This is a genomic window from Mycobacterium pseudokansasii (genome assembly GCF_900566075.1).
Classification (GTDB): Bacteria; Actinomycetota; Actinomycetes; order Mycobacteriales; family Mycobacteriaceae; genus Mycobacterium; species Mycobacterium pseudokansasii.
Genome location: NZ_UPHU01000001.1, coordinates 402,227 through 423,662, shown reverse-complemented (window position 1 = coordinate 423,662; position 21,436 = coordinate 402,227). Strand labels below are relative to the sequence as shown.

Annotated in this window: 20 protein-coding genes; 16 read left to right on the top strand and 4 right to left on the bottom strand. The window is 65.4% G+C overall.

Annotation, left to right across the window (positions count from 1 at the left end):
- The first annotated feature begins 29 nt into the window (after positions 1-29).
- Positions 30-1,277, top strand: coding sequence for a DNA polymerase domain-containing protein (locus EET10_RS01930; RefSeq protein WP_425461680.1), 1,248 nt, complete (start codon positions 30-32; stop codon positions 1,275-1,277).
- Here the strand turns inward: EET10_RS01930 and EET10_RS01925 are convergent, their stop codons facing one another.
- Positions 1,278-2,654 (bottom strand): NarK family nitrate/nitrite MFS transporter, encoded by a 1,377-nt coding sequence (locus EET10_RS01925; protein ID WP_099187934.1) that lies wholly within the window; start codon positions 2,652-2,654, stop codon positions 1,278-1,280.
- 170 nt (positions 2,655-2,824) lie between these two features.
- Between EET10_RS01925 and EET10_RS01920 the strand changes: the two genes are divergently transcribed.
- The 8 genes from EET10_RS01920 (at position 2,825) to EET10_RS01885 (ending at position 10,299) form a co-directional block, all read left to right on the top strand.
- Positions 2,825-3,817, top strand: a complete 993-nt coding sequence (locus EET10_RS01920) for an ABC transporter substrate-binding protein (RefSeq protein WP_063467075.1) — start codon at positions 2,825-2,827, stop codon at positions 3,815-3,817.
- 113 nt (positions 3,818-3,930) lie between these two features.
- The gene (locus tag EET10_RS01915; RefSeq protein ID WP_036399055.1) at positions 3,931-4,593 is read left to right on the top strand and encodes a 5-oxoprolinase subunit B family protein; all 663 of its coding nucleotides are present in this window, start codon (positions 3,931-3,933) and stop codon (positions 4,591-4,593) included.
- 14 nt (positions 4,594-4,607) lie between these two features.
- Positions 4,608-5,486, top strand: coding sequence for a 5-oxoprolinase/urea amidolyase family protein (locus tag EET10_RS01910; protein ID WP_036399057.1), 879 nt, complete (start codon positions 4,608-4,610; stop codon positions 5,484-5,486).
- Positions 5,487-5,493: 7 nt separating this feature from the next.
- Positions 5,494-6,039, top strand: a complete 546-nt coding sequence (locus EET10_RS01905) for a GNAT family N-acetyltransferase (protein ID WP_036399059.1) — start codon at positions 5,494-5,496, stop codon at positions 6,037-6,039.
- Between the two features lie 351 nt (positions 6,040-6,390).
- Positions 6,391-7,803, top strand: a complete 1,413-nt coding sequence (locus tag EET10_RS01900; RefSeq protein WP_122501851.1) for an MFS transporter — start codon at positions 6,391-6,393, stop codon at positions 7,801-7,803.
- Positions 7,804-7,881: 78 nt separating this feature from the next.
- Positions 7,882-9,024, top strand: a complete 1,143-nt coding sequence (locus EET10_RS01895; protein ID WP_036399063.1) for a uroporphyrinogen-III synthase — start codon at positions 7,882-7,884, stop codon at positions 9,022-9,024.
- Entirely contained in the window at positions 9,021-9,746 is a 726-nt protein-coding gene (locus EET10_RS01890; RefSeq protein ID WP_051490242.1) for a sirohydrochlorin chelatase, read from the top strand. Before EET10_RS01895 ends, EET10_RS01890 begins: the two co-directional genes overlap by 4 nt.
- A 97-nt stretch (positions 9,747-9,843) precedes the next feature.
- The gene (locus EET10_RS01885) at positions 9,844-10,299 is read left to right on the top strand and encodes a TetR/AcrR family transcriptional regulator (RefSeq protein ID WP_023369818.1); all 456 of its coding nucleotides are present in this window, start codon (positions 9,844-9,846) and stop codon (positions 10,297-10,299) included.
- Between the two features lie 37 nt (positions 10,300-10,336).
- Here the strand turns inward: EET10_RS01885 and nirD are convergent, their stop codons facing one another.
- Together nirD and nirB are read right to left on the bottom strand one after the other, a co-directional pair.
- Positions 10,337-10,693 (bottom strand): nitrite reductase small subunit NirD, encoded by a 357-nt coding sequence (gene nirD, locus EET10_RS01880; protein WP_036399068.1) that lies wholly within the window; start codon positions 10,691-10,693, stop codon positions 10,337-10,339.
- A gap of 14 nt (positions 10,694-10,707) precedes the next feature.
- Positions 10,708-13,281 carry a nitrite reductase large subunit NirB gene (gene nirB / locus EET10_RS01875; RefSeq protein WP_122502722.1) on the bottom strand — a complete coding sequence of 858 codons (2,574 nt, stop codon included), beginning with the start codon at positions 13,279-13,281 and terminating at the stop codon, positions 10,708-10,710.
- A gap of 216 nt (positions 13,282-13,497) precedes the next feature.
- Between nirB and EET10_RS01870 the strand changes: the two genes are divergently transcribed.
- The 6 genes from EET10_RS01870 (at position 13,498) to EET10_RS29435 (ending at position 18,375) form a co-directional block, all read left to right on the top strand.
- Entirely contained in the window at positions 13,498-13,959 is a 462-nt protein-coding gene (locus tag EET10_RS01870) for an Hsp20/alpha crystallin family protein (RefSeq protein ID WP_036399070.1), read from the top strand.
- 228 nt (positions 13,960-14,187) lie between these two features.
- On the top strand, positions 14,188-14,484 hold the full coding sequence (locus tag EET10_RS01865; RefSeq protein ID WP_036399072.1) for a hypothetical protein: 297 nt from the start codon (positions 14,188-14,190) through the stop codon (positions 14,482-14,484).
- 78 nt (positions 14,485-14,562) lie between these two features.
- On the top strand, positions 14,563-15,387 hold the full coding sequence (locus EET10_RS01860; RefSeq protein WP_036399075.1) for a hypothetical protein: 825 nt from the start codon (positions 14,563-14,565) through the stop codon (positions 15,385-15,387).
- Between the two features lie 40 nt (positions 15,388-15,427).
- Positions 15,428-17,362, top strand: a complete 1,935-nt coding sequence (locus tag EET10_RS01855; RefSeq protein WP_036399077.1) for a fumarate reductase/succinate dehydrogenase flavoprotein subunit — start codon at positions 15,428-15,430, stop codon at positions 17,360-17,362.
- Complete coding sequence (locus EET10_RS01850; RefSeq protein ID WP_036399078.1) at positions 17,362-18,108, top strand: succinate dehydrogenase/fumarate reductase iron-sulfur subunit; 747 nt, start codon at positions 17,362-17,364, stop codon at positions 18,106-18,108. Before EET10_RS01855 ends, EET10_RS01850 begins: the two co-directional genes overlap by 1 nt.
- A 111-nt stretch (positions 18,109-18,219) precedes the next feature.
- Positions 18,220-18,375, top strand: a complete 156-nt coding sequence (locus tag EET10_RS29435; RefSeq protein ID WP_167470566.1) for a hypothetical protein — start codon at positions 18,220-18,222, stop codon at positions 18,373-18,375.
- A 78-nt stretch (positions 18,376-18,453) separates the two neighbouring features.
- Here EET10_RS29435 and EET10_RS01845 read toward each other — a convergent pair whose 3' ends face one another.
- Positions 18,454-18,942, bottom strand: coding sequence for a flavin reductase family protein (locus EET10_RS01845; protein WP_036399079.1), 489 nt, complete (start codon positions 18,940-18,942; stop codon positions 18,454-18,456).
- 495 nt (positions 18,943-19,437) lie between these two features.
- Here EET10_RS01845 and EET10_RS01835 point away from each other — a divergent pair, with 495 nt between their 5' ends.
- A complete protein-coding gene (locus EET10_RS01835) occupies positions 19,438-21,273 on the top strand; it encodes an acyl-CoA dehydrogenase (RefSeq protein WP_036399083.1) in 1,836 nt (611 codons plus the stop codon).
- Positions 21,274-21,436 lie beyond the last annotated feature (163 nt).

The window sequence follows — 21,436 nt, the reverse complement described above, 5'->3', positions numbered from 1 at the left end:
AAGGTATTCCGGAATTAGCATTGGCTCCTATGACCCGTCCGGCATCACTGGACGTCGCCGGACACCGTGTCACCATCACCCATCCGGACCGAGTGGTGTTTCCCGGCCCGAACGGCCGGTCCGGATATACCAAGCTGGATCTGGTTCGTTACTACCTCTCGGTGGCCGATGGCGCGCTGCGCGGCGTGGCCGGCCGCCCGATGATCCTGAAGCGTTTCGTCAATGGCATCTCCGAAGAAGCGGTGTTCCAGAAGCGTGCCCCCGCTAACCGCCCGGACTGGGTCGACGTTGCCGAACTGCGGTACGCGTCGGGCACGTCCGCCAACGAAGCCGTCATCCACGACCCAGCGGGGCTGGCGTGGGTGATCAACCTGGGCTGCGTCGACCTCAATCCGCACCCGGTGCTGGCCGCCGACCTCGACCATCCCGACGAGCTGCGGATCGACCTGGACCCGATGCCGGGCGTCGAGTGGCGGCACATCATCGACGTCGCCCTGGTGGTGCGTGCGGTGCTCGAGGACTACGGCCTGACCGGCTGGCCCAAGACGTCCGGTTCGCGCGGCTTCCATGTGTACGCCCGGATCGCGCCGCGCTGGCCGTTCTCGAAGGTCCGGCTGGCCGCCCAGACCGTTGCGCGCGAAGTCGAACGGCGCGTGCCCGACGCCGCAACCAGCCGCTGGTGGAAGGAAGAACGCGAGGGCGTGTTCGTCGACTTCAACCAGAACGCCAAGGACCGTACGGTCGCGTCGGCTTACTCGGTGCGGGCCACTCCCGACGCCCGGGTATCGACCCCGCTGGGCTGGGACGAGGTGCCCGACTGCCATCCGGAGGACTTCACCCTGGGCACCGTTCCGGACCGGTTCGCCGAGCTGGGTGACCCGTGGGCGGGGATGGACGACGCCGTGGGCCACCTGGACCGGCTGCTCATGCTGACCGAGGAATTGGGGCCGCCGGAAAGGGCGCCCACAGGGGCCGGCCCACGGGCCGGCCGGCGCCGGTCCTCCAAGCCGCTGATCGAGGTCGCCCGCACCAAGACCCGGGACGAGGCGATGGCCGCTCTGGACACCTGGCGCCACCGCCATCCCGCCGCAGCCGACCGGCTGCATCCCGCCGACGTGCTCGTCGACGGGATGCGCGGGCCCAGTTCCATCTGGTACCGGATCCGGATCAACCTGCAGCACGTGCCACCCGACCAGCGACCCGCGCAGGAGGAGCTGATCGCCGACTACAGCCCCTGGCCGAACTATCCGCCCAAGCCGAAACCCACGGACACCTGATCAAATCCGACTCGTCGCGGCTCCCCTGCGCAGGTAGCGGTACCACGTCACGATCAGCAGGCCCAGGAAGAAGACCAGGTAGCAGCGCAGCGCCGGTTCGATACTGCCGAACTGCGCCTTGGACCACGCATACGCCAGGGGCACCAGAAACCCGCCCAGGGCACCGACCGCGGAGATGACGCCCAACGCACCCGCGGCCTGGCGGCGCATCTGGACCATGGTGTCGGGGTCACCGCCCGCGAGCTCACCTTTGACCGTGAAAATCCGGGAGATCATCCGGTAGGTCGATCCGTTGCCGATGCCGGTGGCCACGAACAAGAACATGAAGCTCAGGAAGAACAGCGGAAAGTCGACCGCTTGAACCGACCACAGCGCCGCTGCCGCTCCGACCGCGAGCATGACGAAGCTGCCGGCGGTGATCCGGGCACCGCCGATCCGATCAGCGAGCCTGCCACCCAGCGGACGGATGACGGATCCGATGGCAGCGCCCAGGAAAGCCCAGCCCAACGCGATGTCGCCGCGGCCGAAGACGCTGGTCAGCAAGGTCGGAAAGGCAGCGGAGTAGCCGATGAAGGATCCGAAAGTGCCGATGTACAACAACGACAAGACCCAGGTGTCGGCGTGCCGCAATGCCTGCCAAACGGGTTTCACGTCAGCTTTGGCCTCGGTGAGGTTGTTCATGAACAGATAGGCACACACCGCGGCGGCCACGGCCAGCGGGACGAGCAACAATCCGGCACGTGCCAGCGCCACGCCGCCGCCGGCGACCACGACCGACGGAATGACCTTCTGCACCACTGCAACCCCGATGTTGCCCCCGGCCGCGTTGAGACCCAGCGCCCAGCCCTTGTCACGCTCCGGGAAGAAGAACGAGATGTTGGCCATCGAGGAGGCGAAGTTGCCGCCCCCTACCCCCGCCGTCGCGGCGATCACGACCAGCAGCACGAACGGGATGCCGGGATGACTTACCGCCCACGACAGCAGCAGACAGGGAACCACCAACAAAGTTGCCGAGATGATCGTCCAGTTGCGGCCACCGAAGATCGGGACGGCAAATGTGTAGGGCAACCGCAGCAACGCACCGACCCCGCTGGGCACCGCGACCAGACAGAGCGCCTGGCTGGCCGACAGCGCCCAGCCAGAGGCGGCCGGGTGGCCACCGACGGCCGTCATATGCACCACCACGATGCTCCACAGCATCCACACGCTGAAACCGATGTGCTCGGCGAAGATGGAGAAAACGAGGTTACGACGGGCAATCGGTCTGCCCGTGCGCTCCCAGAACTCGGGGTCTTCCGGGCGCCAGTCGTCAATCCAGGGACCTTCGACATAAGGCGCGCGCGGTGGGGCCTGCTGGATCACCGGGGCGCTGGTCATGGCCCGACGCTAACGGCGCGCTGTTACCGGCTCCGGCGCCCCCAGTTACGTGGCCGAAAAGCAAACATCACAACGGTCTTGCGATGCCTGTCAGAAAAATGCGGCGCCGGTGGGGACGCACAGGCATTGCGCGGCGGTGAGCCGACTCGGGCACGCGATAGTCTCACGCGGTGCAACGGGGATGGAGTCGGCGCGGATTCCTGCAGGTCGCTGGAGCAACGGGGCTCGTCGCCGCCGGGATTTCGGGATGTTCGTCACACGAATCGAAACCGGGCACACCCGGCGGCGGGGCGGTGACCATCACTCACCTTTTCGGCAAGACCGTCGTCAAAGAGCCGCCCAAGCGCGTGGTCAGTGCGGGCTTCACCGAGCAGGACGACTTGCTGGCGGTCGGTGTGGTCCCGATCGCGGTGACCAACTGGTTCGGCGACCAGCCGTTCGCCGTATGGCCGTGGGCCCAACCCAAGCTCGGAGCGGCGCAGCCGGTGGTGTTGAACCTGGACAACGGAATTGCGGTCGATCAGATTGCCGGCCTGAAGCCCGACCTGATCGTGGCCATCAACGCCGGCGTCGACGCCGACACCTATCAGAAGCTGTCGGCGATCGCCCCGACCATCCCGCAGTCCGACGGCGACGCGTTCTTCGAGCCGTGGAAGGACCAGGCAACCACCATCGGCCAGGCGGTTTTCCAGGCCGAGCAGATGAAGTCGCTGATCGACGACGTCGACCGCAAGTTCGCCGAGGTCGCCCAGAAGAATCCGCAATGGAAGGGCAAGAAGGCACTGTTGCTGCAGGGCAGGCTGCGACAGGGCAACGTGATCGCCACCATGGCCGGCTGGCGGACCGACTTCCTCAACCAGATGGGGTTGGTCGTCTCCGACGCCATCAAGCCCTACGCCGCCGACCGGCTCGCGGTCATCCCCCCCGAGCACATCAAAGAGGTGCTCGATTCCGCCGATGTGTTGATCTGGTCCACCGAAAGCCCGGACGACCAACAGGCGTTGCTGGCCGACCCCGCGATAGCGGCCGCGGGGTCGACCGCCCAGAAGCGCCACATCTTCACCACCAAAGACCTGGCCGGCGCGATCGCGTTCGCATCGCCGCTGAGTTATCCTCTGGTGGCCGATCAGCTTCCCCCGCAGATCGGCGCGATCCTGGGCTGAATTCCCGGTTGGCAATGCCGCTGACCGCATCCTCATGAGCGTTTGCTAAGGCACCTCTGGCAGTGCTCCAAGATCCCTCGCCCGAGCGCCGATATCGGGGCTACCGTCGAAAGATGAGCGTGACGAACCTCTCCAGCGACCCCGCAGCCGACGCGGTGACGCGCACCGTTCTGGACTACGGCGACCAGGCCCTGATGGTGCAATGTGACAGTACCGCTGAGGTTTTGGCGTGGACCGACGCACTGCGCGCGGCGGCCCTGCCGGGAGTGGTCGACATCGTTCCGGCTTTGCGGACGGTGTTGGTCAAACTGGCCGCACCCCGCTTCCAAGGGGTTACCCGCCAGCGGCTGCGCCGGTTGCCGGTCGGCTCTGCGGCAGCACCGACGGATCGCCGGGGCGATCACCCCGTCATCGACGTCGTCTACGACGGCCCGGATCTCGCCGAGGTCGCCGCCCACACCGGCCTGACCGCCGCACAGATCATCAACGCCCACACCACAACCCCGTGGCGGGTGGGATTCAACGGGTTCTCGCCCGGTTTCGCCTACCTCATCGGCGGCGACCCACGGCTGCGGGTGCCTCGCAAGTCCGAACCGCGAACCGTGGTGCCGGCCGGATCGGTCGCTCTCGCAGGCGAATTCAGCGCGATATATCCTCGCCAGTCGCCGGGCGGGTGGCAGATCATCGGCCACACCGAAGCCGTCTTGTGGGACGTCACCAGACCCAACCCCGCGCTGCTCATGCAGGGCATGTGGGTGCGGTTCCGGGCTGCGTAACAGGAGCGGCTGCCATGGCGATCCTGGAAGTTCTGCGCACCGGCCCGCTGGCCATCGTCGAAGATCTCGGCCGGGCCGGCCTCGCCCATCTCGGTGTCGGCCGCTCCGGAGCCGCCGACCGCCGCTCCCACACCCTGGCCAACCGGCTCGTCGCCAACCCCGACGATCGGGCCACCGTCGAGGTCACCTTCGGCGGGTTCTCGGCACGGGTTCGCGGCGGCGACGTGGACATCGCTGTGACGGGGGCCGACACCGATCCGACTGTCAACGGAATCATGTTCGGCACCAACAGCATTCACCACGTCCGTGATGGCGAGGTGATTTCACTGGGTACGCCGCGCGCCGGGCTTCGGACGTATCTGGCTGTACGCGGCGGTATCTGCGTCACCCCGGTGCTGGGTTCGCGGAGCTACGACGTGATGTCGGCGATCGGCCCTGCGCCGCTGCAAGCCGGCGACCTGCTGCCGGTCGGCGAGCACACCGCCGACTATCCCGAACTCGACCAGGCCCCGGTGGCCGCCTTCACCGGAGACACGGTCGAACTGCTGGCGATACCGGGTCCGCGCGACGACTGGTTGGTCGATCCCGACGCTCTGGTCCACACCGACTGGGTGGTCTCCGACCACAGCGACCGGGTCGGGACGCGGCTGGTCGGGCGTCCGCTGCAGCACCGCGACCCGGACCGCCAGCTGCCCAGTGAGGGCACCACCCGCGGCGCGCTCCAGGTGCCGCCCAATGGCTTACCGGTCATCTTGGGTCCCGATCACCCGCTTACCGGCGGCTATCCGGTGGTGGGTGTGGTGATCGACGAGGACATCGACAAGGTCGCCCAGGTGCGGCCGGGCCAGCACGTGCGGCTGCAATGGGCGAGGCCCCGCACGCAGGCCCGTTAGCCGGCCCGTGCACGCCCAGGTCCACACCGCACGCTTGGTGCACACCGCCGATCTGGACGGCGAGACACGCCAGCGCATCCATCAGATGGTGGCCGAAGCCTTTGCCGGCGACTTCACCGAAGACGACTGGGAACATGCCCTGGGCGGGATGCATGCTCTGATCTGGCACCACGGCGCGATCATCGCGCATGCCGCGGTGGTGCAACGGCGGCTGATCTACCATGGCGGCGCGTTACGCTGCGGTTACATCGAAGGCGTTGCAGTACGTGAAGATTGGCGCGGCCAAGGGCTGGTGGGGGCGCTCTTGGACGCCAGCGAGCAGGTGATACGTGGCGCCTATCAACTCGGCGCGCTCAGCTCCTCGGCTCGAGCCCGCAGGCTGTACGCGTCGCGGGGTTGGTTGCCTTGGCTCGGCCCGACGTCGGTGCTGGCGCCCACCGGCCCGGTGCGCACTCCCGACGACGACGGCGCCGTATTCGTCCTGCCGGTCGAGGTCACTCTGGACACATCGGCGGGACTGATGTGCGATTGGCGCGCGGGCGACGTCTGGTAATCGACACGTAGTTCCATTGTGCGCCAACGTCTGCTGCTCGAACACACAGTGAACGCCGATGACCCGCAGCACATTCGATGCGCAACTCAAGGCGCCTGCCAGGAAGCTTCCAGACAACTGGAATTCAACTTTCAGGCGATATCGCGCTCACCAGGTTGACTCACTTCCATACTCGATGTGAGCATCGAAAGGACTGCGACACATGCCTGGTGACCGCGGGCTGCCTGCATCCCGCCGACGATGAGTTGCGGTGGGATGGCTCGACGGGGGATCTGAGTGCACTCCGTTAAGGATGCTGCGCTCGTGACGTCTGTTCGGGACAGAACGCCGCGCACGAAAGGTGAAGACCGTATGGGCCGCAACCATTGCCTCCCGGACTGGAATCCGGAAGACATCGCGGCCTGGGAAGCCGGTAACAAAAAGATCGCGCGGCGCAATCTGCTGTGCACGATGGCCGGCGACCATGTGGCCTTCTCGATATGGTCCCTGTGGTCGGTGATGGTGTTATTCATGCCGGCATCGGTCTACGGCTTTTCCGCCGGCGACAAGCTGCTGCTCGGCGCGGTCGCCACGCTGGTCGGTGGCTGCGTGCGTATCCCATACACCTTGGGTATCGCGAAGTTCGGCGGCCGCATCTGGACGACGTTCTCGGCATTCGTGCTGCTGATTCCGACCGCCGGCACCATCGTGCTGCTGGCCAACCCCGGACTGCCGCTGTGGCCGTATGTGGTGTGCGCGGCGCTGACCGGGCTGGGCGGCGGCAACTACGCGGCCTCGCTGGCCAATGTCAATGCGTTCTACCCGCAACGGCTCAAGGGTGCGGCGCTGGCCGTCAACGCCGGTGTCGGCAACCTCGGGGTCGCAGTGATCCAACTTGTCGGCCTGTTGGTGCTGGCCACAGCGGGCCACGAGGCACCGTACTGGGTGTGTGCCACGTACCTTGTGCTGCTGGCGGTCGTGGGCATCATGGCGGCGGTGTTCATGGACAATCTCGAGCACCGCATCGAGATCAACCACATGCGGTCGATCCTGTTCGACCGCGACACCTGGGTGATTTCGCTGCTCTACGTTTGTACGTTCGGCTCGTGGATCGGGTTCTCGTTCGCGTTCGGGCAGGTCTTGGAGGTCAATTTCACGGCCAACGGCGAAACCGCGAAGCATGCGTCACTGCACGCCGCCCAAATCGCCTTCGTCGGACCATTATTGGGCTCCCTTGCCCGGATATACGGCGGACGCTTGGCCGATCGCCTCGGCGGCGGTCGCGTCACGCTCGGCGTGCTGGCCGGCATGATCGTGGCCGCCGGGATGCTGGTCGGCATCAGCACTTACACCGACTATGCCGCGGCGACAACCACCACCATGGTGGGCTACGCCGTGGAGGTCGTCGGGATCATCGGATTTATGGCGCTGTTCATCTTGTCCGGAATGGGTAATGGGTCGGTGTTCAAACTGATTCCGTCGGTGTTCGAGGCACGCAGCAGGTCACTGCTGGTCACCGACGCCGAACGCCGCCACTGGGCGCGTGCCATGTCGGGAGCGCTCATCGGAATCTGTTCGGCAGTCGGCGCACTCGGCGGCGTGGGCATCAACCTGGCGCTGCGTGAGTCCTACCTCAGGAGCGGCACCGAGACGTCCGCGTACTGGGCGTTCCTGGCGTCCTACGTCGTTGCCGCGATCCTGACCTGGATGATGTATGTACGCCGGCCGGTTTCGGAAACCAAGGTCCACGAGGCGAAGGCCCCAGTCCAGCTCGCGCGGGTGTGAGCACCGCCTCAACCATGGGCAATGCCCAGGCAATTGCCTTGTAACGCCGCCGCAATTTACGACGCTTAGACAGTTGATATGGCCCAGCGGAACTCTGAGCCACTGCGGGGCTTCCGCATTGCAGTGACATCGGCTCGCCGCGCCGACGAGCTGTGCGCGTTGCTGCGCCGTCAGGGTGCCGAGGTATGCAGTGCCCCGGCGATCTCGATGATCGCGCTGCCCGACGACGACGAACTCTACCGCAACACCCAGGCGTTGATTGCCGATCCGCCGGACATACTGGTGGCGCATACCGGCATCGGCGTTCGGGGCTGGATAGCCGCCGCCGAGGGGTGGGGGCTGGCCGGTGGGCTGGTCGGGGTGCTGTCTGCGGCCCGGGTCATATCTCGCGGGCCGAAAGCCACCGGGGAGTTGCGCGCCGCCGGGTTACGCGAGGAATGGTCCCCGGACTCGGAGTCGTCGCTGGAGGTCTTGGACTACCTGCTGCGATCCGGCGTATCCGGGAAGCGAATCGCCGTCCAACTGCATGGCGCCACCGACGATTGGGACCCGTTCCCGGAGTTTGTCGGCGGGTTGCGCTCGGCGGGTGCCGAAGTGGTGCCTATCCGGGTATACCGCTGGAAGCCAACACCATTGGGTGGCGAGTTCGACCAGTTGGTCGCCGGCATTGGCCGACGACAGTTCGACGCGGTCAGTTTCACCTCGGCACCAGCCGCGGCGGCGGTACTGGAGCGGGGCCGCCAGTTGGGTATCGAGGAGCAGCTATTGGCGGCGCTGCGCAACGATGTGCACGCGATGTGCGTGGGCCCGGTCACATCGCGCCCCTTGACCCGAAAAGGCATCCCCACGTCGGCTCCGGAACGAATGCGATTGGGAGCCTTGGCCCGGCATATCGCCGAGGAATTGCCACGGCTCGGATCGTGCACCCTCACCGCCGCGGGGCACGTCGTCGATATCCGCGGGACCTGCGTGTTGGTCGACGATTCCATCAAGACGCTGCCGGCATCGGGAATGGCGATTCTGCGAGCGCTGGCCCGACGCCCCGGCGACGTCGTCGGGCGCGACGAACTGCTCGCCGTGTTACCCGGCAACGGCGACGACACCCATGCCGTCGACACCGCCGTGCTGCGGCTGCGAACGGCACTGGGCGACAAGAACATCATTGCAACGGTGGTCAAACGCGGCTACCGGCTGGCCGTCGACACGCAGGACGACGAATGAGTCTGATCCTCACGGCACACGGCACCCGCAGACCGGCCGGTGTCGCCATGATCGGCGACCTTGCCGCACGGGTAAGCGCATTGGTCGACCAGACCGTGCACGTTGCGTTTGTCGACGTGCTGGGACCCACCCCCCGCGAAGTGCTCTCCGCATTGTCCCCCGCAGCGGTATCGGCCCAACACGCAATCCTGGTGCCCGCCTTCCTGTCTCGCGGATACCACGTCCGAACCGACCTGCCGGCTCACGTCACAGCCAGCGGCCATCCGGCCGTCACCGTCACCCCGGCATTGGGACCCAGCCGGGAGATCACCAGAATCCTGGCCCACCAGCTAGTGAAATCCGGTTGGCGTCGAACCGATTCGGTGATCTTGGCGGCGGCGGGAACATCGGACCACCGAGCGCACGCCGACCTGCACACCGCTCGGACGTTCCTGTCGACGCTTACCGGATCCCACGTGGAGCTGGCGTTCGCGGCCACCGGCGGTCCGGATGCATGCACGGCAGTTGCCGACGCCCGCCGAAGCGGTGCGCGCCGCGTCGTGGTCGTCTCTTATCTGCTGGCCGAAGGTCTGTTTCAAGAACGACTACGCGCCTGCGGCGCCGATCTGGTGACGCCGCCGCTGGGCGAGCATCCAGGATTGGCGCGGTTGATCGCTGGACGATTCCGCAGTGCCATCCGGTGTCGATGGGGCAGCCGGCGAATGCAACGCATGCCGAACTAGGTGGAAGACAAGTTCTTTGCCGGCACGGCTGTGCCGGAAGGGCACGCCGGTGTCACGGACGCTTGATCTTTGATCACATCCGCGCAATCCTGGCACCATGGCCCATCACCAGGAGCCCTCACGCGGGCTCCTCGACCCGGTAGCCAAGATGCTGCGGCTGCCGTTCAGCACACCGGAATTCATCGACAAAATTGTCACCGGAAGCGTCAACCAGGTCGGCCGCCGAACGCTTTACATGCTGATTACCACCTGGGACGCCGCAGGCGGCGGCCCGTTTGCGGCCAGCGCCATCGCATCCACGGGCCTGGCCAAGACCGCCGAAATCGTGCAGGCGATGTTTATCGGGCCGGTCTTCAACCCGCTGCTGAAGATGCTGGGGGTCGACAAGATCGCGGTCCGGGCCTCGTTATGCGCTTCGCAGCTGGTGGGCCTGGGCATCATGCGCTACGGGGTGCGCTCGGAGCCGCTGCATTCCATGTCGGTGGAGGCCCTTGTCGACGCCATCGGCCCGACGATGCAGCGCTACCTCGTAGGCGATATCAGCCGCGGCTAGTCCGCTGCTCGGCCTGATGGGCCGGCGGTCGGCGCGGTCAGGCTGCGATCCGCGCGACCTGGATGTGGCCCTCGGGTGTGACGCGCGCCGGGTAAACCGGTACCGACACCCGCGGATCGTCCAGGCAGCTACCGTCGTCGAGCGCGAAAGCCTGCTTGAGAATCGGTGATTGGACCGTGACCCGTCCGCCGCGATCTCCGACGATTCCGCGGGACAGCACGGCCGCGCCGGAGAACGGGTCCACGTTGCCCACCGCGCGCACCGAGCCGTCGTCCAGCCGGAACAGCGCCGCCTGGCTCCCGTCGTCGAGCAGCACACCGACACCACGGCCGGGAATGAGGTGGTCGTACGCACACGCGGTGGTCCACACCTGAATGTCGTTGATAAGTGTCATGATTCCCTCCCTGACTATGAGCGCATCCGCGGCATGCCAATGGGCACAGGCACTTTACGCCCGGCACGCTCGGTGAACGTCACGGTCGAATCGACCGCGTCGGGGGCGTTGACGAAGGAGACGAACCGTGACAGCTTGTCCGGATCCTCCAGCACGCCCTTCCATTCGCACTTGTAGTTGGCAACATGCCGCTCCATTGCGGCCTCGAATTCCTCGGCCAAGCCGAGCGAGTCGTCGCAGACGACCTCGCGCACATGGTCGAGCCCAAGCGATTCCACCCACGGCGCGGTGCGTTGCAGCCGGTCGGCCGTGCGGATGTAGTACATGAGGAACCGGTCGATGTAGCGGACCAGCGTCTCGGTGTCGAGGTCGCTGGCCAACAGCTGGGCATGCTTGGGAGTCATGCCCCCGTTGCCGCCCACATAAAGGTTCCAGCCTTTTTCGGTGGCGATGACGCCCACGTCCTTGCCGCGCGCCTCAGCACATTCCCGCGCGCAGCCCGAAACGCCCAGCTTGATCTTGTGCGGTGCGCGCAGGCCGCGGTAGCGCAATTCCAGATCGATGGCCAACTGCACCGAATCCTGTTGCCCGTAACGACACCAGTCGCTGCCCACGCAGCTTTTCACCGTGCGCAGTGCCTTGCCGTACGCGTGGCCGGACTCCATGCCCGCATCCACCAACCGCTTCCAGATTTCCGGAAGCTGGTCAACCCGGGCACCGAACAGGTCGATCCGCTGCCCGCCGGTGATCTTGGTGTACAGCCCGAATTCCTGGGCGATCTGGCCGATCAATATCAGGTGCTCGGGCTTGATGTCGCCACCGGGGACCCGGGGCACCACCGAGTAGCTGCCGTTCTTCTGGATGTTGGCCAGGAAGTGGTCGTTGGAATCCTGCAGCGCGGCCTGCTCGCCGTCCAGGATGTGGTCGGAGCCGGTGGACGCCAGGATGGAGGCGACCACGGGTTTGCAGATATCGCAACCTTTTCCGCGGCCGAAGCGCTCCAACAGACCGGAGAAGGTCCGGAGCTCGGTAGCCGAAATGATCTCGAAAAGCTCAGCCCGCGACTGGCTGAAGTGCTCGCACAGCGCCTTGGACTGCTCTACACCCTCGGCTTCCAGCAGTTGCTTCAGCAGCGGCACGCACGACCCGCACGAGGTGCCGGCCGCGGTGCACGCCTTGAGGGCCGGCACGTCGGCGCAGCCATCGGCGATCGCGCACTTCAGGTCGCCCTTGGTCACGTTGTTGCAGGAGCAGATCTGCGCCGAATCCGGCAGCGCACCAACCCCCAAGGCACCAGCCCCGTCACCGGATCCCGCCGGCGCGATCAGCGCCAGCGGATCCCCGGGCAACTCGCTGCCGACCATGGGCCGCAGCACCCCGTACGACGAGGCGTCACCCACCAACACGCCGCCCAGCAGCGTCTTGGCATCGTCGGAGAGCACCAGCTTGGCGTAGGTGCGCTTCACCGCGTCGTTGATGACGACCTCGAGGCAGTTCTCGGTCGCGCCCATCGCATCGCCGAAGCTGGCGACGTCGACGCCCAGCAGCTTGAGCTTTGTCGACAGATCCGCCTCCGGGAACTCGGCAGCACCGCCCAGCAGCCGGTCCGCCACCACCTCGGCGCTGGTGTATCCCGGTCCGACCAGGCCGTAGCAGCACCCCTCAATTGCCGCCACCTCCCCGACCGCATAGATATCGGGATCACTTGTCCGGCAAGATAAGTCGGTGAGCACGCCGCCACGTTCGGCGATCGCCAGACCCGCCGCCCTCGCCAACTCGTCGCGCGGGCGGATACCGGCGGCGAAGATCACCACCCCGGCATCGATGCTGTCACCGTCGGTAAGCTGCACCCGCACCGACGCAGAACCATCTGAGTGTTCAACGGGCTCAATGGATTCAGTGCCCGTGCCAACGTGGACGGCGATCCCGAGATCAGTGATCATGCGAGCGAGCAGGGCGCCGCCGGCCTCGTCGATCTGCTGGGCCATCAGTCGCGGCATCATCTCGACGACGTGCGGCTGCAACCCGAATTGGCGCAGCGCATTGGCGGCTTCGAGTCCCAGCAGGCCGCCACCGATGACCACTCCGGCGCCGGTGTGAGCCGAGTTCAGTGTGCGTTGGGCGCCGGCGCGGATCGCGTCGAGGTCGTCCAGCGTGCGGTAGACATGGCATTCGGGCAGGTCGTGCCCGGGCACCGGGGGGACGAATGCATAGGAGCCGGTGGACAGCACCAGAGCGTCGTAGCGGTGACGCTGTCCGTCGGCGGTGACGACCGACTTGGTCGCCCGATCGATCTCGGTCACCCGGGTGTTGAGCAGCAACCGCACCCGATCGTCGCCGGCATAGTCATTGCCCGGCAATGCCAACAGGCCGCGGTCCCAGCTTTCGGTGTAGGACGTCAGCCCGACCCGGTCGTAGGCAGCGTCGGCCTCCTCGGCCAGCACCGTGATCCGCCATAAGCCGCCGGTGTCGCGGACACGCAGTGCCTCCACCAGGCGGTGGCCCACCATGCCGTGCCCTACCACGATCACGTGCCGTCGGCAGGGCGATTCCCCGTCGCGCGCGCGAGTAGTTCCGGCTGAAGCCATGCCATGAAGGTTAAAGGCGGAAAATTGCCGGAAAATCGCCCACTGTGACAGCCCGATGACATGGCGCTCACAGCTGGGAACAGCCTGTGTGATTGCGTTCACTAGCGGCGAAAGCCCAGGTGGAACTTTAGCGGCGGCGACTCATGTTCTACGGGATAGCCGGCCCGGCACAGCGCCGGGCACAGCTAACTCACAAGGAAGCATAAGGAGATATCCATGAGCAATCTCGCATTGTGGTCACGTCCGGCGTGGGGCGCCTGGGACCCCGACCGCTTGTTGCGTGACTTCTTCGGTCCTGCGGCGGTGACGGACTGGTACAAGCCGGCGACCAGCGGGTTCAGCCCGGCCGCGGAGATCCTCAAAGACGGCGACGACGCCCTGGTCCGCCTGGAGCTACCGGGTGTCGACGTCGACAACGACGTCAACGTCGAGGTCGAGCTCAAGAACGGGGTGAGCCGCCTGCTCATCCACGGTGAACACCGCGACGAACACGCGGAGAACACGGACGGCCGCGTCCTGAAAGAGATCCGTTACGGATCATTCCGCCGGTCGTTCCAGCTGCCCGCCCACGTCACCGGGGAGGCCATCACCGCGTCGTATGACGCCGGCGTCCTGACGGTGCGAGTCAGCGGCGCCTACGCGGGAAATCAGGCGCAGCGCATCGCGATCACGAAGTAACCGGTCAGTCCGGCGACCTGATCCGGCGGGGTGAATGGCCCCGCCGGATCCGCCGGTTCCGGGCCCGGTCCGCGCCCAAGGTCGACCTCGCCGGTTGGGCTCGGCTGGCGGTGCGATGCCCTGTGCATCGCAGCGGAGTGCGGATACCATCGGGTGACGTATTGTGATCCGAAACACCTTCGCCGTCCAGGAAGACACAGGCCGTCCAGGAAGATACAGGGAGTTACGTTGTCCGCCTCTGCTGAAATCGCCGAACTGCACGACCTCATCGGCGGTCTGCGGCGATGCGTGACCTCGTTGAAGTCGCGATACGGCGACGACCCGGCGATGCGCCGCATCGTCATCGACGCCGACCGGATCCTCACCGACATCGAATTGCTCGACACCGATGTTTCTGAGTTGGACCTGGATCGCGCCGATGCCCAGTATTCCGGCGAGAAGATCGCCATCCCCGACACCGACTACGACCGCGATTTCTGGCGCGACGTCGACGACGAAGGTGTCGGCGGTCACAGTAGATACTGACAACCAAACCCCGCCGAAAAGAGGGCCCTCTATCTGTGTACCCTTCGACGAGATACCACTCGAAGAGGATCACACCAGATGAGCGCACCCACGGCGAACCGTCCTGCTACCGGCGTTTTCTCAACCACCCGGGCGCAAATCCCCGAACGGACCCTGCGCACCGACACCTGGTGGTGGGCACCGCTGGTCACCAACATCGGATTCCTGGCGTTCATCGTCTATGCGACCACCCGGGCATTTTGGGGTAGCGGCTACTGGGTCGAGAAATACCACTACCTGACGCCGTTCTACTCACCGTGCGTCAGCGCGTCCTGCGAGCCTGGCGCGAGTCACCTCGGCGTCTGGTTCGGGCACTTCCCGTGGTGGATTCCGTTGGGAATGCTGGTATTACCGTTCCTACTGGGTTTCCGGCTGACCTGCTACTACTACCGCAAGGCCTACTACCGGTCGGTGTGGCAGTCACCGACCGGTTGCGCGGTACCTGAGCCGCGGGCCCATTACACCGGCGAAACCCGGCTTCCGCTGATCATCCAGAACAGCCACCGGTACTTCTTCTACATTGCCGTGGTGGTGTCGGTGATCAACACCTACGACGCGGTCATGGCCTTCCATTCACCGTCCGGTTTCGGCTTCGGTTTGGGCAACGTCATTTTGGTGACCAACGTGCTGCTGCTGTGGGCCTACACGGTCTCCTGCCATTCATGCCGGCACGTGACCGGCGGCCGTCTCAAGCATTTCTCCAAACACCCGGTCCGGTATTGGATCTGGACGCAGGTCAGCAAGCTCAACACCCGGCACATGCTCTTCGCGTGGATCACCCTGGGCACGCTGTCGCTGACCGACTTCTACATCATGCTGGTGGCTACCGGAACCATCACTGACTTGAGATTTATTGGCCAATAAGCCATTTCAAGATTGTCAGAATTTAAGCTAGCGAGGTTTCATGGTTGAGGTCGAACGGCACTCCTACGACGTGGTCGTCATCGGTGCCGGCGGCGCAGGGTTGCGGGCGGTCATCGAGGCACGTGAGCGCGGCTTGAAGGTCGCGGTGGTGTGCAAGTCGCTGTTCGGCAAGGCCCACACGGTGATGGCCGAGGGCGGCTGCGCGGCCGCGATGGGCAACACCAACCCGAAAGACAACTGGCAGACCCATTTTGGCGACACCATGCGCGGCGGCAAGTTCCTGAACAACTGGCGCATGGCCGAACTGCATGCCAAGGAGGCGCCGGACCGCGTCTGGGAGCTGGAGACCTACGGCGCCCTGTTCGACCGCCTCAAAGACGGCAAGATCAGTCAGCGCAACTTCGGCGGCCACACCTACCCACGGCTGGCCCACGTCGGTGACCGCACCGGCTTGGAGTTGATCCGCACCATGCAGCAGAAGATCGTCTCGCTGCAGCAGGAGGATTACGCCGAACTCGGCGACTACGAGGCGCGGATCAGGGTGTTCGCCGAATGCACGATCACCGAGTTGCTCAAAGACGGTCCGGAGCACGAAGAACGGATCGCCGGAGCGTTCGGCTACTGGCGCGAAAGCGGCCGGTTCATCCTGTTCGAGGCACCCGCGGTGGTGCTGGCCACCGGCGGGATCGGCAAGTCGTTCAAGGTGACGTCCAACTCCTGGGAGTACACCGGCGACGGGCACGCGCTGGCGCTGCGGGCCGGCGCGTCGCTGATCAACATGGAGTTCGTCCAGTTCCACCCGACCGGCATGGTGTGGCCGCCCAGCGTGAAGGGGATCCTGGTCACCGAGGGTGTGCGCGGCGACGGCGGGGTCCTGAAGAACTCCGAGGGCAAGCGGTTCATGTTCGACTACATCCCGCCGGTGTTCAAAGGCCAGTATGCCGAGAGCGAGCAAGAAGCCGACCAGTGGCTCAAGGACAACGACTCGGCCCGCCGAACCCCTGACCTGCTGCCCCGCGATGAGGTAGCGCGGGCGATCAACTCCGAAGTCAAAGCCGGCCGGGGCACCCCGCACGGCGGCGTCTACTTGGACATCGCATCCCGGCTGACGCCCGAGGAGATCAAACGGCGGCTGCCGTCGATGTATCACCAGTTCATGGAGCTGGCCGGGGTGGACATCACCAAGGAGCCGATGGAAGTCGGGCCCACCTGCCACTACGTGATGGGCGGCGTCGAGGTGGACGCCGACACCGGCGCGGCCACGGTTCCCGGGCTGTTCGCCGCCGGCGAGTGCTCAGGCGGTATGCACGGCTCCAACCGGCTGGGCGGGAACTCGCTGTCGGACCTGCTGGTTTTCGGCCGGCGGGCGGGCTTGGGTGCGGCCGACTATGTGCGGGCCCTGAGCAGCCGTCCGACGATTTCATCGGAGGCCGTCGACGCCGCCGCCAAGCAGGCGCTCAAGCCGTTCGAGGGGCCGACGGACGGTTCGGCGCCGGAGAACCCGTATGCACTGCAGATGGATTTGCAGCACGTGATGAACGACCTGGTCGGCATCATCCGCAAAGAAGACGAGATCACCCGGGCATTGACACTGCTGGACGAGCTGTGGAGGCGATACCAGAAGGTGCAGGTAGAAGGGCATCGTCAATACAACCCGGCCTGGAACCTGGCCATCGACCTGCGCAATATGCTGCTGGTCAGCGAGTGCGTGGCCCGGGCCGCACGGCAACGCAGCGAAAGCCGGGGCGGTCATACCCGTGACGATCATCCCGGCATGGACGCCAACTGGCGCAACACCTTGCTGGTCTGCCGCGCCGCGGGCGATGGCGACACCGGCGACGGTCCCCATATCACCATCACGCGGGAGTCACAGGTGCCGATGCGACCGGACTTGCTGGAACTCTTCGAGATTTCCGAGCTGGAGAAGTACTACACCGACGAAGAGTTGGCTGACCATCCGGGACGGAGAGCGTAATGGGCTACAACGCGTGCTTGCGAGTGTGGCGTGGCGACGAGAGCGGCGGCGAGCTCCGCGACTTCACCGTCGAGGTCAACGAGGGCGAAGTGGTGCTCGACGTCATCCACCGTCTGCAGCAAACCCAGACGCCCGACCTGGCGGTGCGATGGAACTGCAAGGCCGGCAAGTGCGGATCGTGCTCGGCGGAGATCAACGGCAGGCCGCGATTGATGTGTATGACCCGGATGTCGACGTTCGCCGAGGACGAGGTGGTCACCGTCACGCCGTTGCGCACCTTCCCGGTGATCCGCGATCTCGTCACCGACGTCTCGTTTAACTACGAAAAAGCCCGCGAGATACCGTCTTTCGCGCCACCGAAGGATCTGCAGCCGGGCGGGTACCGGATGGCGCAGGCCGATGTCCAGCGCTCGCAGGAGTTCCGCAAGTGCATTGAGTGCTTCCTGTGCCAGAACGTCTGCCACGTCATCCGCGACCACGAGGAAAACAAGCAAGCATTTGCCGGGCCGCGATTCTTGATGCGGATCGCCGAACTAGAGATGCATCCGCTGGACACCCGCGACCGGCGCAAGGAAGCCCAGGAAGCTCACGGACTGGGATACTGCAACATCACCAAATGCTGCACCGAGGTGTGCCCGGAAAACATCAAGATCACCGACAATGCGCTGATCCCGATGAAGGAGCGCGTGGTCGACCGCAAATACGACCCCGTCGTCTGGCTGGGTAACAAGCTGTTCCGGCGCTAGCTAGTTCGGGGACTCACCTCCGGCCGTTAGGCCGACAGCGGCATCGGGTACCCCTCCCATGTGCGTGACGTGGGGTCAAGCCTGTCCGCAGCCGGAAAGGCAGGAGGAATGATGCGGGAAACCAAGAGCATTAACGACATTCGAACCGCAATCAGGGAGTTGTCGGTGCGCGCGGAACTCGCGCACAAAGAAGGACGACATGAAGACGCGGCCGAAATCGAGGGCCGCATCCAGGGGTTCCGGGATGAGTTGGCCGAGCGCCCGTAGCGGCCAGCCTGAAGCGGGCTGCCGCACAGGTGCCGCCCTTGACCGCAGGCTCCGTCACCGCGGTGGGCCGACCGGCGCTCAGACGCCGAGCCGACGAAAGACGCTGCGGTGGAAAACGATCGGTGCGACGTCGGCATCCACGGTGACCTGATTGACCCGCAGGACGACGATGGTGTGATCCCCGGCCGGGATCAGTTGCTCGATCGCGCTCTCCAGCCACAGGCTGGTGCCCTTGACGAAGACCGCGCCGCTGTCGCTGGACACCGTCTCGAGCCCGGCGAACCGATCCCCGGTCTTGGCGGCGAGGGTGCGCGCCGCCTCGTCATGAGTTTCGCCCAGCACACTGATACCCAGCATCGGGGCAACCTTGAGTTTGGGCCACGTCGTGGAAATGTTCTGCACGCAAAACGACACCAGCGGCGGGTCCAGCGAGACGGGAACGAAGGTGCTGGCGGCCAGGCCTTCTCGGATCCCGTCGATTTCGGCGGCGATTGCCACCACCCCGGACGGGAAGTGTCCGAAAGCCTCACGCAGTGAGGACGGTGTGAGGTTGCTGTACGAATTCACCGGACTTCATTCGCCCCTCGAGCCGAGGACGGATTTCTCGCAGCCGACACTACCCGGCGCGATATCGAGGACGTATCCGTACTGGGATGCCACATCCGGGTCGTAGTCCGCCTGCGGCACTGCGGACAGCCGCCGCGCCGCCCCGCGAATCCTGCCCACGAGCTCTCGGACACGCGGTGGCTGGTCACACAGAAGCCCCGTTTGCCGGGCGGCCTCACGCCGGGTGCTGTGCCGGTGACCGGTCGGGGTCTGCAGATCCACTACCGGTAACGCCGCGACACCCGTTCGCGACAGTGAGCATCATCGTCGCAGGTAGCAGGGCCTGCCGGGGATGCCGACGCGGCGGATCCAACCGGTTGGTTGGTTCGCACGTGAAATATAGCTCACATCTACTTGCGTACAACTACGTCGCCGATATATTTTAACGGTGTTACTGGTGGGTAACTTAGACCTAGTACCCAACCGCAAGTGGCATTCTCAACGAGGAGGACCGTAGTGAGCCACTACAAGAGCAACGTCCGCGACCAGGTTTTCACCCTGTTCGAGATGTTGGGCGTTGACAAGGCTTTGGGCAAGGGCGAGTTCAGTGACCTGGACGTCGACACCGCCCGGGAAATGCTGGTCGAGGTCAGCCGATTGGCTGAGGGACCGGTGGCCGCGTCGTTCATCGAGGGCGACCGCAACCCGCCGGTATTCGACCCGAAGACGCACTCGGTGACGCTGCCGGAGGCGTTCAAGGATTCCGTCCGCGCGGTGATGGACGGCGGCTGGGACAAGGCCGGTGTCGAGGAGGCCCTGGGCGGGATGCCGATGCCCAAGGCGTTGGTCTGGGCGCTGCACGAGCACTTTCTGGGCGCCAACCCGGCGGTGTGGATGTATGCCAGCGGCGGCGGCTTCTCCAACATCCTCTACCACCTGGGCACCGAGGAGCAGAAGAAGTGGGCCGTGCTGGCTGCCGAGCGCGGCTGGGGCTCGACGATGGTGCTCACCGAGCCGGACGCGGGCTCGGACGTGGGCGCCGGACGCACCAAGGCCGTTCAGCAGGAGGACGGCTCGTGGCACATCGACGGCGTCAAGCGGTTCATCACCTCCGGTGATTCCGGTGACCTGTTCGAGAACATCTTCCATCTGGTGTTGGCCCGCCCCGAGGGTGCGGGTCCGGGCACCAAGGGGCTGTCACTGTTTTTCGTGCCGAAGTTCCTGTTCGACTTCGAGACCGGCGAGTTGGGCGAGCGTAATGGCGTCTTCGTCACCAATGTCGAACACAAGATGGGTCTCAAGGTGTCGGCGACCTGTGAGCTGTCGCTGGGCCAGCACGGTGTGCCCGCCAAGGGCTGGCTGGTCGGCGAGGTGCACAACGGCATCGCACAGATGTTCGAAGTCATCGAGCAGGCCCGCATGATGGTCGGCACCAAGGCCATCGCAACGCTGTCGACGGGCTACCTGAACGCGCTGGAATATGCGAAGTCGCGCGTGCAGGGCGCCGACCTTACCCAGATGACAGACAAGACCGCGCCGCGGGTGACCATCACGCATCACCCCGACGTGCGACGCTCGCTGATGACCCAGAAGGCGTACGCCGAGGGTCTGCGTGCGCTCTACATCTACACTGCGACGTTCCAGGATGCGGCGGTTGCCGAGGCGGTGCACGGCGTGGACGCCAAGCTGGCCGCCAAGGTCAACGACCTCATGCTGCCGATCGTCAAGGGTGTGGGTTCCGAGCAGGCCTATGCCAAGCTCACCGAGAGTCTGCAGACCCTCGGTGGCTCCGGCTTCCTCCAGGACTACCCGATCGAGCAGTACATCCGGGACGCCAAGATCGACTCCCTCTACGAGGGCACCACCGCCATCCAGGCGCAGGACTTCTTCTTCCGCAAGATCGTCCGGGACAAGGGTGTCGCGCTGGCCCACGTATCGGGCCAGATCCAGGAGTTCGTCGACAGCGAGTCCGGTAACGGCCGGCTGAAGGCCGAACGGGCGCTGCTGGCCAAGGCGCTCACCGACGTCCAGGCCATGGCGGCCGCGATGACCGGCTACTTGATGGCCGCTCAGCAGGACGTCACCAGCCTCTACAAGGTGGGCCTCGGTTCGGTGCGGTTCCTGATGAGCGTCGGTGACCTGGTCATCGGCTGGCTGTTGCAGCGCCAGGCCGCGGTGGCGGTGGAGGCTCTCGACGCCGGTGCCACCGGGGACGAGCGCGCCTACTACGAGGGCAAGGTTGCGGTGGCGTCGTTCTTCGCCAAGAACTTCCTGCCGCTGCTGACCAGCACCCGCGAGGTGATCGAGGCCCTGGACAACGACATCATGGAGCTCGACGAGGCCGCTTTCTAAAAAGCACTCATACAAGAGCCAGATCCCCCGTTTCGTCGTTGAAACGGGGGATCTGCGTCTGTGGGGCATCCGGAAAAGACCGCCGCTGGATCCCCTCGCTCCAGCGGCGGCCTTTTTCGTACGCCCGTCGAAAGGACTGCCGACCGGCGGTCGACCAACGGAT

Bases quoted from the DNA above. Each gene is read 5' to 3' on its own strand.
- EET10_RS01930 (WP_425461680.1), top strand. From the start codon at position 30: ATGACCCGTCCGGCATCACTGGACGTCGCCGGACACCGTGTCACCATC.
- EET10_RS01925 (WP_099187934.1), bottom strand. From the start codon at position 2,654: ATGACCAGCGCCCCGGTGATCCAGCAGGCCCCACCGCGCGCGCCTTAT.
- EET10_RS01915 (WP_036399055.1), top strand. From the start codon at position 3,931: ATGAGCGTGACGAACCTCTCCAGCGACCCCGCAGCCGACGCGGTGACG.
- EET10_RS01910 (WP_036399057.1), top strand. From the start codon at position 4,608: ATGGCGATCCTGGAAGTTCTGCGCACCGGCCCGCTGGCCATCGTCGAA.
- EET10_RS01900 (WP_122501851.1), top strand. From the start codon at position 6,391: ATGGGCCGCAACCATTGCCTCCCGGACTGGAATCCGGAAGACATCGCG.
- EET10_RS01895 (WP_036399063.1), top strand. From the start codon at position 7,882: ATGGCCCAGCGGAACTCTGAGCCACTGCGGGGCTTCCGCATTGCAGTG.
- EET10_RS01890 (WP_051490242.1), top strand. From the start codon at position 9,021: ATGAGTCTGATCCTCACGGCACACGGCACCCGCAGACCGGCCGGTGTC.
- EET10_RS01885 (WP_023369818.1), top strand. From the start codon at position 9,844: ATGGCCCATCACCAGGAGCCCTCACGCGGGCTCCTCGACCCGGTAGCC.
- nirD (WP_036399068.1), bottom strand. From the start codon at position 10,693: ATGACACTTATCAACGACATTCAGGTGTGGACCACCGCGTGTGCGTAC.
- nirB (WP_122502722.1), bottom strand. From the start codon at position 13,281: ATGGCTTCAGCCGGAACTACTCGCGCGCGCGACGGGGAATCGCCCTGC.
- EET10_RS01870 (WP_036399070.1), top strand. From the start codon at position 13,498: ATGAGCAATCTCGCATTGTGGTCACGTCCGGCGTGGGGCGCCTGGGAC.
- EET10_RS01860 (WP_036399075.1), top strand. From the start codon at position 14,563: ATGAGCGCACCCACGGCGAACCGTCCTGCTACCGGCGTTTTCTCAACC.
- EET10_RS01855 (WP_036399077.1), top strand. From the start codon at position 15,428: ATGGTTGAGGTCGAACGGCACTCCTACGACGTGGTCGTCATCGGTGCC.
- EET10_RS01850 (WP_036399078.1), top strand. From the start codon at position 17,362: ATGGGCTACAACGCGTGCTTGCGAGTGTGGCGTGGCGACGAGAGCGGC.
- EET10_RS29435 (WP_167470566.1), top strand. From the start codon at position 18,220: ATGCGGGAAACCAAGAGCATTAACGACATTCGAACCGCAATCAGGGAG.